This window comes from Cellulosimicrobium sp. BMG9.22 (genome assembly GCF_059159975.1).
Genome location: NZ_JBZGBY010000005.1, coordinates 121,564 through 139,227, shown reverse-complemented (window position 1 = coordinate 139,227; position 17,664 = coordinate 121,564). Strand labels below are relative to the sequence as shown.

Genomic DNA, 17,664 nt, shown 5'->3' with positions numbered 1-17,664 from the left:
CCGATCCGACTTCTCGGAGGACCCGTGGGTTTCCTGGCGCACGTGCACGACCACCGCCGCACCGTCGCCTCGGTGACGGCGGTGTCGGTGTTCTCGACGGCGTTGGTGGGCCTCGCCATCTTCTACGAGGGCGAGGCGACGGCGGACGTCGACCTGAACGACTCGGGCGTGTGGGTGACGAAGACGTCGGCCGGGCTGCTGGGGCGGTTCAACTACGAGTCGCAGGCCCTCGACGGTTCCCTGGTCGCGGGCAGCGGGTCGTTCGACGTGCAGCAGGACGAGGGCCGCGTGCTGCTCGACGACGCGGGCGCCGGGACGGCGTCGCCGGTCGACATCGCTCATCTCAAGCTGGACGGTCAGGTCCGCCTGCCGGCGGGGGCTCAGGTCGCGTCGGGGGGTGCGACGACGGCGATCCTCGACGGCGAGGAGGGCCTCCTGTGGGTGCTGCCGTTCGCCGGCGCGTCGTCGTTCGACGCGGAGAAGCTCGACCCGACGGCGGAGGTCGGCGGCGACGGTGCGCTGACGGTGTCGGGGGACGGGACGGTGTTCGTCGCCGTGCCCTCGACCGGGTCGCTGTGGACGGTCGCCACGACGGACAAGGGCGCGGTCGAGGGTGAGCCCGCGTCGTCGTCGTTGTCGGTGGGCAAGGGTGCCGAGGTCGAGGTGACGGCGGTCGGCGACGACCCCGTCGTCCTCGACCGGTCCGCGTCGCAGCTCGTGCTGCCGGGCGGGGAGACCGTCGCCCTCGAGGACGGCGCCGAGGCGCGGCTCCAGCAGCCGTCAGAGGCCTCCCAGGACGTGGTCGTCGCGACCGCCACGGGCCTCGTCTCGCAGCCGCTCGACGGCGGCGACGCGCTGCGGCGCACCGCGCAGGGGCGCCCGGGTGCGCCCGTGCAGCTGGGCGGGTGCACCTACGGGGCGTGGGCGTCGACGGGTCAGGTCGTCCGGGACTGCGCGGGTACCGAACGTGACCTGGACACCCGGCTCGAGGGTGTCGACCCCCAGTCCCCGCTCGAGTACCGGGTGAACCGGCACGTGATCGTGCTCAACGACCTGTCGGCCGGGACCCTGTGGATGGCGGCGGACGAGTACCAGAAGGTCGACGACTGGGAGCTGGTGATCCCGGAGGAGGCCGAGGGCGAGGAGTCCGACGCCGAGCTGACCAACCCCGAGCAGGTCGACCAGTTCATCGCCGACCGCACGCAGCCGAACAAGCCGCCGCAGCCCGCGGACGACACCTTCGGCGTGCGTCCGGGTCGCACGACGATCCTCCCCGTGCTCGCGAACGACGTCGACCCGGACGGTGACGTGATGACCGCGTCCCCGGTGGGCGAGGGCCCGGACGGGATCGCGGTGCAGCAGATCATGGGGGGCGCGGCGCTGCAGGCCGTCGTGCCCGAGGACGCCGAGGGCACGAGCGGGTTCCGCTACTCGGTCTCGGACGGGCGCGGCGGCGTCGCCGAGGCCGGGGTGAGCGTGAAGGTCTCGCCCTGGGGCGAGAACGCGGCGCCCGAGCAGACGGGCGACCCGGTGCTCAAGGTGGAGCAGGGTGGCAAGGCGTCGATCAAGGTGCTGCCGTACTTCAAGGACCCGGACGGCGACGACGTGTACCTCGCGTCGGCCGAGGCGACGGTTGCCGGGGACGACGTGCGCTCGCGCCCGGACGGCACGGTCGAGTTCCGTGACGGCGGGGGCTCCACGGGTCGCAAGATCGTCACGCTCCTCGTCTCCGACGGGCAGGTCTCGTTCGAGGGCAGGCTCCTGATCGACGTGGTGCCGGGCCAGCAGCCGCCGGTGGCCGTGAGCGACCACGTCGTGGTGCCCGCCGGCCAGCCGGTGACGGTCGAGCCGCTGCGCAACGACACCGACCCCAACGCCGACGAGCTGCGGCTCGCCTCGGTCTCGGAGTCGGCCCCGGCCGAGATCACCCCGAACTACGACGCGGGCACGTTCACCTTCGTCTCGATGGAGCCGCGCTCCTACGACCTGACCTATCAGGTCACGGACGGGCCGAACGCGACGACGGGGCTCGTGCGGGTCGACGTCCTGCCGCCCTCCGAGGCGGCGGGCGCGCCGATCGTCGTCGCCGACACGGCGCTGCTGCCGTCGGGCGGCAAGACGTTGGTCGACGTGCTCGCCAACGACACCGACCCGGCGGGCGGCGTGCTCGTGGTCCAGTCCGTGCGCGTTCCCGACGACGCCGGGGTGTCGGTCGCGATCCTCGCCCACCAGATGCTGCGCATCACCGAGATCCGTGGCCTGGACGGCCCGGTGACGGTCGAGTACACGGTGTCCAACGGGACGCAGACCTCGACGGGGCAGGTGCGCGTCGTGCCCGTGCCCGCACCCACGCGGCTGCAGCCGCCGAACGCGGCGGCCGACGAGGTCACGGTCCACACCGGGGACGTCGTGACGATCCCGGTGCTGAAGAACGACACGCACCCCGACGGGTTGGAGCTGTTCCTGCAGCCCGAGCTCGAGCAGGGCGTCGAGGCCGCGCTCGGCGAGGCGTTCGTCTCCGAGGACACGCTGCGCTTCAAGGCGGGCTCCGAGGCCGGCACGGCGTACGCGATCTACCGGGTGCGCGACGTGAACGGGCAGGAGGACTCCGCGCAGGTCACGATCCACATCCGCGACGGCGAGGAGAACGAGCCCCCGCAGCCGCGCGAGATCGAGGCCCGCGTGCTCTCGGGCGCCACCGTCCGGGTGGACGTGCCGGTGGACGGGATCGATCCCGACGGCGACTCGGTCCAGGTCACGGGCATCGCCTCGCCCGCCGCGAAGGGGACCGCCCGCGTCGTGGACGGCAGGCTCGAGTACGCGGCGTCGAAGAACGCCACGGGTCTCGACACGTTCACCTACTCGGTGCTCGACGCGCGTGGCGCGACGGCGACGGGCACCGTGCGCGTGGGGATCTCGCGTCCGGGCGAGACGAACCAGCCGCCGGTCGCGGTGGACGACGAGATCACGGTGCGCCCCGGGCGCACGGTGGCGATCGCGGCGTTGGTCAACGACACCGACCCCGACGGCGACCAGGTGGGTCTGGTCTCTGCCGGGATCGAGGACACGCACGACATGGACGCCGAGGTCGTGACCGACCGGGTCGTCATCACCTCGCCCGGCGAGGACGGTTCGTACACGTTCTACTACGCGATCCAGGACACCTACGGAGCCCGCGCGACCGGGGCGATCACCGTGAACGTCGCTGCCGACGCGCCCTTGCAGCCTCCCGTCGCGCGCGACGACGCCGTCCCGGTGGAGGACATCCTGGGCAAGACCGAGGTCACCGTCCCGGTGCTGGAGAACGACGACGACCCCGACGGCGCCGCGACGGAACTCACCGTGACCACCGACGCGACGACGACGAGCGTGACCGAGGACGGCGCGCTGGTCGTCACCCTTGCGGAGTCCCGCCAGGTGATCACCTACACCGTGACCGACGTCGACGGTCTCACCGCCCAGGCGTTCGTCAAGGTCCCCGGCCTCACCGACCAGGCACCCACGCTCCGCCCCGGGATCACACCGCTCGAGGTGCTCGCGGGCGAGTCGCTGCCGATCGACATCACCGACTACGTCCTGGTCGTCGAGGGCAGGACGCCGCGTCTGACCACCGAGGACAAGGTCACCGCGACCGAGGGCGCGCGCGAGGTCACCTCGGTGACCGAGATCGTCTACACGCCCGACGCCGGCTACACCGGGCCCGCCTCCGTGTCCTTCGAGGTCACCGACGGCTCCGGACCGGAGGACCCCGAGGGCCACACGAGCGTCCTCACGCTCCCGATCAGCGTGCTCCCGCCGGAGAACCTGGCACCCGAGCTCATCGGGACGCCGACGCTCGACGTCGCGGCGGGAGAGCAGGCCTCGGTCGACCTCGCGCGCTTCGCGTCCGACGCGGACGGTGACCCCCTGACCTTCGCGACGAGCGGTTCCGCGGAGGGGGTGAGCGTGAGCCTCGAGGGCGGCACGCTGCACGCCGAGGCGACGCCGGACGTGCCGAAGGGCACGGTCGTCACGGTCCCGATCACGGTGACCGACGGCGAGCACCCGCCCGTCGAGGGCACCGCGACCCTCACCGTCGTCGCGTCCACCCGGCCGCTCGTGCGGGCGAACACCGACACCGTCGACGACGCCCACCAGGGCAAGCCGACGACGGTGGACGTCCTCGCGAACGACTCCAACCCGTTCCCGGACACGCCGCTCGAGATCGTCGACGCCGTGATCGAGACGGGCAGCGGCGACGTGTCCTACTCGGGCGACGAGGTCGTGGTGACCCCGAACGAGAGCTACATCGGCGTCATGGTCGTGGTCTACCGCGTCCAGGACGCGACGAACGACCCCGACCGTGTGGTCGAGGGCCGGGTCCAGCTCAAGGTGCTCGGCAAGCCCGACGCGCCCGCGACCCCGCAGGTCGAGGAGGTCCGGTCCGAGACGGTCGTGCTGACCTGGGACCCGCCGAACAACAACGGCGCTGACATCACCGGCTACACCGTGCGCTCCCAGAACGGGTACGAGAAGGCGTGCGGCACCACCACCTGCACGCTCGACGGCCTGACCAACGACGTCGAGTACACGTTCACCGTGCTCGCGACCAACGCCGTCGGCGACGGACCTGCCTCCCCGCCTTCGGAGATGGCCCGCCCGGACGAGAAGCCGGACCCGCCCGCTGCCCCGAAGCTCGAGTTCGGCGACCAGTCCCTCACCGTGACCTGGGCGAACAAGACGTACACGGACCGGTCCGCGATCGAGTCGGTCAACCTCGAGATCTCCCCGGCGCCGCCGGGCGGCGCGACCCAGAAGAAGGCCCTCACGGGGACGTCCGTGACCTGGGACGGCCTCAAGAACGGCGTCGCCTACCGCGTCCGGGTCCAGGCCGTCAACAAGGCACCCGACCCCTCGGAGTGGGGCGCGTACTCGACGGCCGAGACACCCGCCGGCAAGCCCGCGGCCCCTGCGAAGCCGTCGGCCCAGCGGACGTCGATCGGCGACACGTCGCAGATGAAGGTCACCTGGCAGGCGCCGAACGACAACGGTGCGGCGATCACCGAGTACACGATCGAGGCGCTGCAGGGCGGCTCCGTCGTCAAGACCGCGACGGCGACGGGCACGTCCGTGACGATGGGCGTCGCGGCGGACACGACCGGGTACACGTTCCGCGTCAAGGCGCACAACAAGGCGACCGACAAGTTCGGCGACGCCGAGTTCTCGCCGGCCTCCGACCCGGTGCGCGCGTTCGCGAAGCCCGGCGCCGTGACGAGCCTCCGGGCGACCGCGACCGGCAGGAACGAGCAGGTCCAGCTCTCGTTCGGCGCCGCGTCGGGCAACGGCGTCAAGGCGGGGGAGATCTCGTACGAGTACGCGGCGGGGGACGGCTGGAAGGACCTGCGCGCGGACAAGCTGGTCACGGGCCTGACGAACGGCAAGCCGTACGAGATCAGGGTCCGGGCCGTCGCCGGCGTCGACGGCGCCAACGAGGCGGGCCCGGAGGCGAAGGCCAACTCCGCGACCCCGTACGGCCCGCCGAGGACACCGGGGGTCTCCGGGGCGACCGCGGGCCAGGGCAGCAAGCAGACGACCGTCTCGTGGCGGGACCCGGGCGACAACGGCCGTGACTACCGCATCGAGGTCAAGATCGGCGGCGGCGGCTGGGAGAACACCGGCAAGGGCGACGGCAGCCGGACGGTGGGCGACGGCTACGAGCAGACCATCAAGATCTGTGCCCGGGTCGTCGACTCCGAGGGCCAGATCGCCGGTGGCGACCCGGGCAACTGCGCCACCGCCAAGACCGGCGCCCGGCCGGTCCCGACGCTGTACAAGCACTCGAACGCCGTCGGAGAGCCCGGCTGCGGCGATCAGTCGTGCCGCTGGCTCGGCATCGACCCCAACGGCGCGACGGGCACCGTCGAGTACCAGTGCTTCGCGTCGGACAACGGATGGGGCAAGTTCTCGCCGTCGTCGCAGTGGGGCGAGTGGTGGACGATCGACCTCGGCGCCGGCCGCCAGCGTGCCCTCTGCTACTACGGCCACCCCGGCGAGCAGGTCCAGATCCGGTTCCGCGACGGGACCAGCACGCCCGCCATGACGTGGTAGCCCACGAACGAACGCATTCCCCAGCACGCACGAGAAACGGACACTCATGAGCACGATGACCCCCGAGCAGGCCACCTGGTTCGCTCAGACCTTCGACCGCCTTGTCGGCAACGTCGGCCAGGCCGTCCTCGGCAAGCCGCACGTCGTGCGCCTCGTGCTCACGTGCATGCTGTCCGAGGGCCACGTCCTGCTCGAGGACGCGCCCGGCACGGGCAAGACGTCGCTCGCGCGCGCTATCGCGGCCAGCGTCCAGGGCACGCAGCAGCGCATCCAGTTCACGCCGGACCTGCTGCCGTCCGACGTCACGGGCGTGACGATCTACGACCAGAAGTCGGGGAAGTTCGACTTCCACCCCGGCCCGATCTTCGCGTCGATCGTGCTCGCGGACGAGATCAACCGCGCCTCGCCGAAGACGCAGTCCGCGCTCCTGGAGGTCATGGAGGAGGGTCGCGTCACGGTCGACGGCGTGGCGCACGAGACGGGCCGCCCGTTCATGGTCATCGCGACGCAGAACCCCATCGAGCAGGCCGGCACGTACCGCCTGCCGGAGGCGCAGCTCGACCGCTTCCTCATGAAGACCTCGCTCGGCTACCCCGACCACGCCTCGACGGTCGAGATCCTCTCGGGCGCGTCGATCCGCGACCGCAGCAAGAACCTGCAGCCGCTCATCACGACGCAGGCCGTCACCGAGATGGCCGACCTCGGTGCCCGCGTGCACGTCGACGGCGCGGTCCTCGAGTACATCTCGCGCCTCGCCGAGGAGACGCGCAACGCGCCCGAGGTCCGCGTCGGCGTCTCCGTCCGTGGTGCGCTCGCCCTCGTGCGGTGCGCCAAGGTGTGGGCGGCCGCGCACGGGCGCAACTACGTCCTGCCCGACGACATCAAGGAGCTTGCGCAGCCCGCGTGGGCGCACCGCTTCGTCCTCGATCCCGAGGCGGAGTTCGCCGGCGCGACGGCGGAGGCCGTCCTGGGCCGCCTCCTCGCCGACGTCGCCGCCCCGCAGGAGCGTCGCTCCGCGTGAGCACCCGCGTGAGCGCAGCGTGAGCGCGGCCCCACCCTTCCCACCGACCGAGAGCACACCATGAACGCCTCCCGACGCCGTCCGGCCGGCAGCCCCGCCGACAGGTCTTCCGGCGCACCCCGACCGTCGTCGGCACTCGCTGGGCTGCTCCGACCCCTCGGTGCGTCCCTCGCGCGGGCGGTCGCGCCGCTCGGCCGTGCGCTCGCGCCGGCGGCCCGCGCGGCGGAGCCCGTCACGTCGGCCGTGAGCCCCTTCGGGTGGGTGGCGCTCGTCGTCACGATCGCGTCCTGGTGGGCAGGCCTGCGCTACTCGTGGCTCGAGCTCCTGGTCGTCGCGGTGCTGCTCACCGTGGCGCTGCTCGCGGCGATCGCGTTCGTCCTCGGGCGGTTCCGCTACGCCGTCGTGCTCGACCTCGCGCAGCAGCGCGTCACGGTCGGGGACCGCGCGGTCGGCCGGCTCGACGTGCGCAACGACTCGGCGCGGCCGCTCCTGCCGTCGGTGATGGAGCTGCCCGTCGGGCAGGGTATGGCGACGTTCCCCGTCCCGCGCCTGCGGCCGCAGGGGAGCCACGAGGAGATCTTCACGGTGCCGACGCACCGACGCTCGGTGATCTCCGTCGGTCCGGTGCGCTCGGTGCGCGCCGACCCGCTCGGCCTCCTGCGGCGCGAGGTCGTGTGGACCGAGCCCGAGGAGCTGTTCGTGCACCCGCGCGTCAAGAACCTCTCCGGGTCCTCGACGGGCTTCCTCAAGGACCTCGAGGGTCGCGTCACGACCGACATCTCGAACTCGGACGTGTCGTTCCACGCGCTGCGCAACTACGTCCCGGGCGACGACCGCCGGCACATCCACTGGAAGACGACGGCCCGCACCGGGCAGCTCATGGTCCGCCAGTTCGAGGAGACGCGCCGCTCGCACCTCGCGGTGCTGCTCTCGACGCGCGCCGAGGACTACGCCCACGACGACGAGTTCGAGCTCGCCGTGAGCGCGTGCGGTTCGCTCGGCCTCCAGGCCATCAAGGAGGACCGGGGTGTCACGGTCCTCGTCAACGACGGCAACCTGCGTGGCGACCACCGCACGCGGCTGCTGGACGACCTCGCGCGGGTCGAGACGCGCTCGCAGCGCGCGTCGCTCGTCGACGTCGCGCGTGTCGCCGGTCTGACGATCAGCGACGCGTCCGTCGTCGCGTTCATCGTGGGCAGCCGGGTCACCCCGACCGAGCTGCGCGCGGCGTCGGCCCGCCTGCCGCAGGACGTGCGCGTCATGGCGATCCAGTGCGTGCCCGGCGCGTCCCTGAGCCGGCACGCGATCGCGGAGCTCGTCGTCCTCACCATCGGCGAGCTCGGCGAGCTCCCCCTCGCCCTGCGGAGGCTGAACGACTGATGAGCGCTCCCAGCACCACGACGCGCGGCTCGCGCCGCGCCACGCCGGTCGGCGCACCGGCACCGTCCTCGGGCACGTCCCAGCGCAGCACGACCCGCCTGCGGGGCGCCGACACCCCGCGCGCCCTCACGGCTCTCGGGGCGGTCGACGCGCTCGCGCTCGTCCTCGTCCTCGGCGCGACGGCGGTCGGGTTCGGCCCCGTCTGGGGCTCGCTCGGCTACCTCGTGCCCGCCGCCGGCGGCGCCGTCGTCGGGCTCGGGGTCGCGTGGCTCGGTGCCTGGCGCCGCTGGCCCGCGGTCACCGTCCTCGCGGTCGCGGTCGTCGCCTACGTGCTGTTCGGCGGCGCCCTCGCCCTGCCGGCCGACGCGATCGCCGGCGTCGTGCCGTCGCTCACGACGGTCACGGACCTGCTCCTCGGCGCGGTCACGGGCTGGAAGGAGTTCGTCACGACGGTCCCGCCGCTCGCCTCGTTCCCCGAGCTCGCCGTCGTGCCGTACCTCCTCATGCTCGTCGCGGGCCTGGTCGCGGGGACCATCGCGTGGCGGTCGCGCCGCGCGGCATGGGCCATGCTCCCCGTGGCGGTCGCGTTCGTCGGCGTGATCCTCCTCGGGACCGTCATCGCGGCCTACCCGGTGGTGCAGGGCCTCGTGCTCGGCGGCGTCGGCCTCCTCTGGGCGGGCTGGCGCGTGACGGCGGCACGCCTCGGCGAGCACCAGATCACGACGGAGGCCAGCAGGGCGGCGACGCGTCGGCTCTGGTGGCACCGGGTCCGCACCGGGGCCGCGATGCTCGCGGTCGGTGGTGTCGCCGCGGCCTTCGCCGCTCCCGCGCTCCTGCCGGACGACCCGCGCACGGTCCTGCGCGAGACCGTCGTCCCGCCGCTCGACCTGCACGAGTACGTCAGCCCGCTGACGGCGTTCCGCAAGTACGCCAAGGACATGCGCGAGGACGAGCTCTTCACCGTCAGCGGCCTACCTGCCGGGGCGAAGATGCGCCTCGCGACGCTCGACACGTACAACGGCGTCGTCTACGACGTCTCGAGCGGCCTGCCGGGCTCCGGCGTGTACACGCGGGCGGGCGAGGAGATCGCCACGGTCGCGCCGGGCACGCCCGCTCGGCTCGACGTCGCGGTCGGCGACTACGCCGGCGTGTGGGTGCCGCTCACGGGCCAGCTCGCGGGCATCTCGTACGCGGGCGAGCGCGCGCGGGTGCTCGGGGAGACGACCTACTACAACTCGACGACGGGCACCGCCCTCACGACGGCGGGGCTGCAGCCGGGCGACACGTACACGCTCGACACGCGCGTCACGGTCGAGCCGTCCGAGGAGGACCTGCGCGCCGGCGCGATCGACCAGGCCGACGTCCCGGTCCCGCCCAAGGGCGTGCTGCCCGCGGCGCTCGCGGGGAAGGCCGCGCAGTTCATGGGGGAGGAGACGGACCCGGTCGAGCAGCTCTTCGCGCTGCGCGACGGTCTCGTCGCGAGCGGGATCTTCTCGAGCGGTCTCGACACCCAGCCGCCGTCGCGGCCCGGTCACTCGGCCGACCGCATCGACCAGCTCCTCGCGGACGAGGAGATGGTCGGCGACGACGAGCAGTTCGCGGTCGCCCTCGCCCTCATGGCGAACCAGGCCGGGATCCCGGCGCGCGTCGTCATGGGCTTCTACCCCGACCCGGAGAAGAACCCGCTCGAGCCGGGCGAGGCGTTCACGGCGACGGGCGCGGACGTCCACGCGTGGGCGGAGGTGCCGTTCGTCGGGTACGGATGGGTACCGGTCACCGCCATCCCGGACGAGGACAACAAGATCCAGCCCGAGCCCAAGAGCCTGCAGGTCCCCAAGCCGCCGATCCTCGAGGACCCGGAGCCGCCGGAGGAGCCCGCGGAGGCCGAGGCCGGCAAGGTCGACGACGAGGACAAGGAGAAGGCCGACGAGGACGGCTTCGACTGGGGCCAGGTCTTCCTGGTCGGCGTCGCCGTCGCGGTCCCGCTCGCTCTGCTGGCGCTGCCGATCGTGCTGGTCCTCGCGTACAAGGCACGCCGTCGTGCGCGCCGCCGCGCGGCCGAGCGTCCCGTGGACCGCGTGAGCGGCGGGTGGCGAGAGGTGCTCGACGCCGCGACCGACCTCGGCGCGGCGGTCCCGACGGGCGCGACCCGGCGCGAGGGGGCGGGAGTCCTCGCACAGACGTACGGCGCGACGGCGACCATCCCGCTCGCGCACCGCGCCGATGCGACGGTCTTCGGGTCGGGGGAGCCCACCGAGCAGGAGATCGAGGCGTTCTGGGCGGACGTCGACACCGTCGTCGGGGGGCTACGCTCCTCGGTGAACCGCCGCGCCCGGGTGCGCGCCGCGCTGTCCTTGCGCTCGGTGCGTTCCGGCAAGGGGTCGTCCGGCGGGCGCCGGTGGCTTCCCGGCCGCCGGCCGACGAGACAGGGAGACGAGTCATGAGCGAGGTGACGTGCGCCGCGTGCGGATCCGCGCAGTCGTCGGGTTCGGCGTTCTGCGCGGTGTGCGGGCAGCCGTTCCCCCGGACCGGCCGCCCGGTCCCTGAGGCCGCGGTCGGCCCGGTGGGGAGCGTCCAGGCGGTGGCCGGCCGCGGGAACCAGGGTGCCCCGCCGTTCGCGACCCCGTCGCGCTCCGTCCCGGACACCACGACCGAGCCCGAGGTCTACGCGGCGACCCAGAAGGCGTTCGTCCCGGCGCCGGCCATGGCGACCCCGACGCTCGCCTCGGCGCCGCTCGCGACGACCGGGCGCCGGTTCGTGGCCTACCTGGTGGACGCCGCGGTCCCCGGGATCGTCGCGTTCGTGGTCCTCCTGGTCGGGCTCGGCGTCGTCGGAGCACCGCTCGGCAGCGTCCAGACCGTCACGCAGGAGGAGGCGGCGGCGCTCGTCGGCAAGATCCTCCTGGTGTACGTGCTCGCCGTCGTCATCGCGCTCGCGTGGTGGGTCGGCCTGTGGTTCTGGGAGGGGTCGACGGGCAAGACCCTCGGCAACCTCGCGACCGGGATCCGGACGGTCGGCGTGACGTCCCGCGCGCCGCTCGGCTTCGGCCGCGCCGCGCTGCGCTGGATCATCGTCGGCGTGGTGCCGGCCGGCGGCATCCTCGTCGTCCTGCTCAGCCCGGGCTTCGACTCCTCGGGCCGCCGCCAGGGCTGGCACGACAAGGCTGCGAAGGCCCTCGTGCTCGACGTCCGCGGCATCGCGCCCCAGGCCCCGGAACGTCCCGCCGGCCACGACGGCGTCGCGTCGCTCCTCTGTGCGCCGACGGCGCCGGGACCGGCGACCCCGAACGGCGCGCCGGGATACGGCGCGCAGGGTTACGGCGCGTCCGGCTACGGCGTGCCCGCGCAGGCCCCGCCGCCGTACCCGGGGGTGCCCGCTCCGGCCCCGGCGCCCTACCCGGGGGTGCCCGCTCCGACGTCGTACGCGCCACCGCCGGTCGCGCCCACCCCCTCGGGCGTCCCGGCTGCCGGCACGCACACCCCTTCCGCGCCGCAGCCCGTCGTGCCCGACCCGTGGGCTTTCCCGTCCACGCCCCAGCCTGCCGGCGGCGGCCTCATCACCGGCGTGCCGGGCTCCTCCGCGCCGGCCGCGCCTCCTGCCGCACCGCCCGCCCCGACGCCGTCGGCGCCGCCCGCCGTGTCGCACGAGGCGCACGCACCCCGGCCCGAGCCCACGGAGCCCGAGTGGGACAGCACGCGGATGACCGCGCCCGGCGTGCGCGCGCTGGATCCCGCGCCCGACGTCTCGGTCGTCCTCGAGCTCGAGTCCGGTGAGCGGCGCGCGGTCGACCGGCCCACGCTCGTCGGCCGCAATCCTCAGGCGCCCGACGACGGGCCGTGGAACCTCGTCGCGGTTGCGGACCCGACGCGGTCGGTGTCCAAGACCCACGCCGAGCTGCGGGCAGACCCCAGCGGGCTGTGGCTCACGGACCGCGGCTCGACCAACGGCACCGTCGTCTCCGTGCCCGGCTCGCCGCCGCGTGTCGCCGAGCCGGGCGTGCGCGTGCGTGTCCCGGTGGGCGCGACCATCCACGTGGGCGACCGGCGGATCCTCGTGCACCCGGGGAACGCGTGACGGCGCCGGTGCCGGAGGTGCACCTGTCCTGGGGTGCGGCGTCGCACCGGGGCGCGCGCCGGCCCCTCAACGAGGACCGGTTCCTCGTCTCGCGCTCGGTGTTCTTCGTCGCGGACGGCATGGGCGGGCACGAGGCGGGCGAGGTGGCGAGCGCGACGGCGGTCGACGCGCTGCGACCGCTGGCCGAGCTCGACGTCGTGACCCCCGACGAGGTGCGCGCCCGGCTCACGGTCGCCCAGGAGAACGTCCAGGCGATCGTCACCGAGCCGGGTCGTGGGGCGGGGACGACCGTGACGGGCGTCGCGGTGTCCGAGCAGGACGGGAACCCGTACTGGCTGGTCGTCAACGTCGGGGACTCGCGGACCTACCACCTGGCGGGTGGCCGCCTCGAGCAGGTGAGCGTCGACCACTCCGAGGTCCAGGAGATGGTCGACGCGGGTCTCCTCACCGCGACCGAGGCGTTGACCCATCCGCGCCGCCACGTCGTGACACGCGCGCTGGGCTCGCGCGCGGAGCCGCAGCCGGACTTCTGGTTCGTCCCCATCGAGCGGCACGACCGGGTCCTCGTCTGCTCGGACGGGCTCACGGGAGAGCTCTCCGACGAGCGGATCACCGAGGTCCTGCTCGACACGCCCGACCCGCAGGGTGCCGCCGAACGGCTGGTGCACGAGGCGATCGCGGCCGGCGGGCGGGATAACATCACTGTCGTCGTCGTCGACGCCACCGGTGTCTCGGACGACACGAGCGGCGGGAGCACGGCGCCGCGCGACCAGCTCCTCTCGACGGGCGCGACCGGCGCCGCCGTCGACGAGGACACGTTGCCCAGGGACGTTCGACTGCAGATCGGGGGAATGGCGTGACGCTGCGCTACGTCACGGGAGCCGCGCGAGCCCTGGTCCGAGGTGGCACCGTCGTCGTGCTGCCCGGCCCGGCGGACGACGCGCTCGTCGAGCAGGTGTGGGACCAGCTGGGCGCGGACCCGGGGGTCGTCGAGGTGCTACAGGTCCTCACCGGCGCCTTCGGCTCGAGCCTGCGCACGATCCCGCCGTTCGCGGTCGCCGTCGTGGCGGGCCGCCGCGTGCACGTCGCCGTCCGCGGTGCGCTCGCGGTGACGCTCGAGCTCGACGGCGGGGAGCGCGTCCACGCGGACGGCGAAGACGTCACGACGTGGTCCGAGCGCGTCGTCGACGGCGTCGTCGAGGTCCTCGTCCGGACCGGCGTCGCGCCGGCGCAGGCGCCGCGCGGCGAGCCGCTCCTGGCCACGGCCTCGGGCGACGTCGCCTCCTTCCCGCTCGCGTCCGGCGTCGTGCTCGCGGACGCCGTCGCGTGGCAGCTCGCCGAGCGCCCTGTGGTGCCTGAGCCCGTCCCGGTCGAGCACCGTCCCGAGCCCATCGAGGTCGCGCCGGTCGTCGACCTCGAGGTGTCGTCGCCGGTTCCCCAAGCCCCTGCCGTCCCGGTGGGTGTGGTCGGAGCGACGCTGCACCTCCACGAGGAGACGATCGCTCCGGAGCCCGACGGCACGGACGAACCGCTCGGCGCGAAGCCCGACGCAGCCACCGAAGCCGATGCGGCCGCCGACGCCGAGCCCGGTGCGCTCGACGGCGCCGCGAGCGTCGTCGAGGAGCCGGACGACTACGCCCACCTGTGGGGCTCGACGGTCCTGCGTACCGTCGAGGACGCCGCGGTGCGGGCGGCGGAGGACGACGAGCACGCGGGTGACGTCCCGCCCGTGCCTGGCCCGCCGGCGACCGAGCCGTCCGTGGGCGAGGGACCGAGCCCGGCCGAGCCGTCCCACCCGGAGCCGGCCGCCGAACCGGCCGAGCTGCCGGGCGGTGGGCTCATCGCCGGGGTCCCCCGCGAGTGGACGGGCGCCACCCCGGCGGCCGCGCACCGCGCCGCGACCGTCCTCGACCCCGACGACGGCCCCGCGGACGACGCAGGGTCCGACGCCGAGGGGCTCGATCACGACGGCCACACCGTGCTCTCGTCCGCGATCGCGGACCTGCGGGCCGCCGCGCAGAGCAGCGCGCCGCCGGCGCCGCCCGCGCCGACGCCGTCGTTCACGGCCCCGCCCGGCCCGGGACAGCAGCAGATCCTCGCGCGGACGTGCGTGCAGGGGCACGCGAACCCGCCGTCGCGTGACACGTGCGCCCTGTGCGGCAGCGAGCTCGTCGGGGACGCCGAGCTCGCGATCCGGCCCCCGCTCGGCCGGCTCGTCGTCTCGACGGGCCAGACGATCGAGCTCGACCGGCCGGTCGTCGTCGGGCGACGGCCGCGCACGCCGCGGACGCAGGCGGCCGACCTCCCGCGCCTCGTGACCGTGCCGAGCCCGCAGCAGGACATCTCGCGCTCGCACGTCGAGATCACGCTGGAGGGCTGGCACGTGCTCGTGAGCGACATGGCCACCACCAACGGCACGACGCTCCTGCGGAGCGGGCAGCCGCCGCGCCGGCTCCACCCGTCGGAGCCCGTGCTCGTCGTCGACGGAGACGTCGCCGACCTGGGTGACGGCGTGACCCTGACCTTCGAGGGAATCCGGTGAGCTCCAAGCGCGCACCGTCCCCGCCCCCGGAGATCCAGGGCTTCGAGTACGTCTCGCTCGTCGGCTCGGGCGGCTTCTCGGACGTCTTCCTCTACCAGCAGCAGCGGCCACGGCGGCGAGTGGCGGTCAAGGTGCTGCTGCACGAGTGGTCGAGCGAGTCGCAGCGGGCCGCGTTCGACGCCGAGGCCGACCTCATGGCGACGCTCTCGACGCACCCGTCGATCGTCACGATGTACGAGGCCGACGTCGCGGACGACGGCCGCCCGTACCTCGCGATGGAGTACTGCTCCCGGCCGAACCTCGGGGCCAGGTACCGCACCGAGCGGCTCTCCGTCGCCGAGGCTCTGCGCACGGCCGTGCAGATCGCGGGCGCCGTCGAGACCGCGCACCGGCACGGCATCCTGCACCGCGACATCAAGCCCGCCAACATCCTCGTCACCGAGTACGGCCACCCGGCGCTCACCGACTTCGGCATCTCGTCCACGCTCGACGACGCGGCGCGCGCCGAGGGCATGTCGATCCCGTGGTCGCCGCCGGAGTCGTTCGCCGAGCCGCCGCGCAGCGGGGTCGGGACGGACGTCTGGGCGCTCGCCGCCACGACGTTCACCCTGCTCGCCGGCCGGACGCCGTTCGAGGTGCCGGGCGGCTCGAACTCGAGCGCGAACCTCATCTCGCGCATCGAGTCGTCGCCGCTCCCGCGCACCGGTCGCACGGACGTGCCCGCGTCGCTCGAGCGCGTGCTCGCGACGGCGATGGCCAAGAACCCGGGCTCCCGCTACCCGACCATGCTCGACTTCGCCCGCGCGCTCCAGCAGGTGCAGAACGAGCTCTCCTACGCGGTCACGCCGATCGACCTGCTCGACGACTCGGGCCACGTCCAGGAGGAGGAGCCCGACGACGACGGCGGGACCCGGCTCCGGGACATCGTCTCGATCGACCCGGCCGGGCCGGCGCAGCCGCGGGTCACGCAACCGACGTCGAACGTGCAGCCGGTGCAGCGCGTCACCGCCCCGTGGGTCCCCCAGCAGACCGGGTACCCGCAGCCCGGGCACCAGGGCGGCTACGCCCCCCCGACGCCCTACGCGCCGGGACCCGCCCAGCAGGGCGCCCGGCCCGCGGCATGGACGGGCACAGGGCCGGGCACGGCACCCGGCGGCACGTCCGGGGGGACCGCCGGGACCGTGCCGACGACCGGCGTCGGGCCGGGCGGGTACGGCCCGACCGCCTCGCAGGTCGCCGAGCTCACCGACCCGCGCGCGTACCCGGGCGGTGCGGCCCGGCCGACGCACTGGGGCACACCGCCCGTCGAGGACACGGTGCACCGCACCGCGGGCCCTGCGCAGGCGTCCGAGCAGGGCCAGGCGACGGAACGCTCCGGGAAGGGCGCCCTGTGGGCCACCGTCGCCGGTGTCGGGGTCGTCGGCCTCGCCGTCGCAGGGTTCTTCGCGCTCCAGTCCGGTGGAAGTCCCGAGGACACCGACCCGACGGCGGGAGGGGACGAGACCGCGCCGACGAGCGACACGACGTTCACGCCGTCGGACAACCTCGGTGACCTGGTCCCGCCGGTGAACGATCTCGTGGGGACGCACGACCCCGCACGCGAGGTCGCGACCTTCACGTGGGCCTACGACTCGGACAAGGCGCAGGACGGCGACTCGTTCGCGTGGCGCGAGCTCGACCAGATCGAGGACACCCGTTACAAGGAGATCTTCGACGAGACGACCGTCGAGCTCCGGGCGAAGCCCGGGGAGAAGGTCTGCATCGAGGTCGTCGTGATGCGTGACAACAAGCCTTCCGCGTCCCCGCAGAAGACGTGCGTCGGCGGGGAGGCCGCGTGAGCGAGCTGGCGGTCGAGTTCTGCGGCGAGTGGTTCCGGCCCGACGCGGAGGGGGAGTTCGACATCGGCCGCGACGGCGACCTGTCGATCGAGGACAACCCCTACCTGCACCGCCGCTTCCTGCGCATCACGCACGAGGGCGGGATCTGGTGGCTCGCCAACGTCGGCACGCTCATCTCCGCGACGGTGTGCGACTCCGGCGGCGGCGTGCAGTCGTGGCTCTCGCCGGGCAACCGCCTGCCGATCGTCTTCCCGACGACGTCGATCGTCTTCACCGCCGGACCGACGACGTACGAGCTCACCGCGCAGCTGCGCGGCGCCCCGTACCAGGAGATCCGCTCCGAGGACCCGGAGTCGGGCGCGACGACGATCGGGATGATCACCTTCACGACGAGCCAGAAGCAGCTCATCGTCGCGCTCGCGGAGCCGATGCTGCGTCGCGACGGGACCGGGCTGTCCGAGATCCCGTCGTCGGCCGCGGCGGCCGCACGCCTCGGCTGGGCGACGACGCGCTTCAACCGCAAGCTCGACAACGTGTGCGACAAGCTCGACCGCATCGGGGTCAAGGGTCTGCGCGGCGGCCCCGGCGCGCTCGCGACGAACCGCCGTGCGCGGCTCGTGGAGTACGCCGTCGCGTCGCGGCTCGTCACCGGGGACGACCTCCCCCTGCTCGACCTGACCGACGACGGCTGACCACGGCGCACGACCCGTGAGCGCGCGCC

At 73.8% G+C, this 17,664-nt stretch carries 9 protein-coding genes; all 9 read left to right on the top strand.

Annotated elements, in window-relative coordinates:
- Window positions 1-24: 24 nt before the first annotated feature.
- From AC4H2H_RS05955 to AC4H2H_RS05915, 9 genes are read left to right on the top strand one after another with little or no spacing between them, the layout of a single operon-like run.
- Window positions 25-6,087 (top strand): Ig-like domain-containing protein, encoded by a 6,063-nt coding sequence (locus AC4H2H_RS05955; RefSeq protein WP_494369876.1) that lies wholly within the window; start codon window positions 25-27, stop codon window positions 6,085-6,087.
- Between the two features lie 46 nt (window positions 6,088-6,133).
- Entirely contained in the window at window positions 6,134-7,108 is a 975-nt protein-coding gene (locus AC4H2H_RS05950) for an AAA family ATPase (protein WP_494369875.1), read from the top strand.
- A 60-nt stretch (window positions 7,109-7,168) separates the two neighbouring features.
- A complete protein-coding gene (locus AC4H2H_RS05945) occupies window positions 7,169-8,488 on the top strand; it encodes a DUF58 domain-containing protein (protein WP_494369874.1) in 1,320 nt (439 codons plus the stop codon).
- Window positions 8,488-10,932 (top strand): transglutaminase-like domain-containing protein, encoded by a 2,445-nt coding sequence (locus AC4H2H_RS05940; protein ID WP_494369873.1) that lies wholly within the window; start codon window positions 8,488-8,490, stop codon window positions 10,930-10,932. Before AC4H2H_RS05945 ends, AC4H2H_RS05940 begins: the two co-directional genes overlap by 1 nt.
- Window positions 10,929-12,563 (top strand): RDD family protein, encoded by a 1,635-nt coding sequence (locus AC4H2H_RS05935; protein ID WP_494369872.1) that lies wholly within the window; start codon window positions 10,929-10,931, stop codon window positions 12,561-12,563. Before AC4H2H_RS05940 ends, AC4H2H_RS05935 begins: the two co-directional genes overlap by 4 nt.
- Window positions 12,560-13,423, top strand: a complete 864-nt coding sequence (locus AC4H2H_RS05930) for a PP2C family protein-serine/threonine phosphatase (RefSeq protein WP_494369871.1) — start codon at window positions 12,560-12,562, stop codon at window positions 13,421-13,423. The genes AC4H2H_RS05935 and AC4H2H_RS05930 overlap by 4 nt, the downstream gene beginning before the upstream one ends.
- The gene (locus AC4H2H_RS05925) at window positions 13,420-15,105 is read left to right on the top strand and encodes an FHA domain-containing protein (protein ID WP_494369870.1); all 1,686 of its coding nucleotides are present in this window, start codon (window positions 13,420-13,422) and stop codon (window positions 15,103-15,105) included. Before AC4H2H_RS05930 ends, AC4H2H_RS05925 begins: the two co-directional genes overlap by 4 nt.
- Complete coding sequence (locus tag AC4H2H_RS05920; protein ID WP_494369869.1) at window positions 15,102-16,943, top strand: serine/threonine-protein kinase; 1,842 nt, start codon at window positions 15,102-15,104, stop codon at window positions 16,941-16,943. The genes AC4H2H_RS05925 and AC4H2H_RS05920 overlap by 4 nt, the downstream gene beginning before the upstream one ends.
- On the top strand, window positions 16,940-17,635 hold the full coding sequence (locus AC4H2H_RS05915) for an FHA domain-containing protein (RefSeq protein WP_494369868.1): 696 nt from the start codon (window positions 16,940-16,942) through the stop codon (window positions 17,633-17,635). Before AC4H2H_RS05920 ends, AC4H2H_RS05915 begins: the two co-directional genes overlap by 4 nt.
- The last annotated feature ends 29 nt before the right edge of the window (window positions 17,636-17,664 follow it).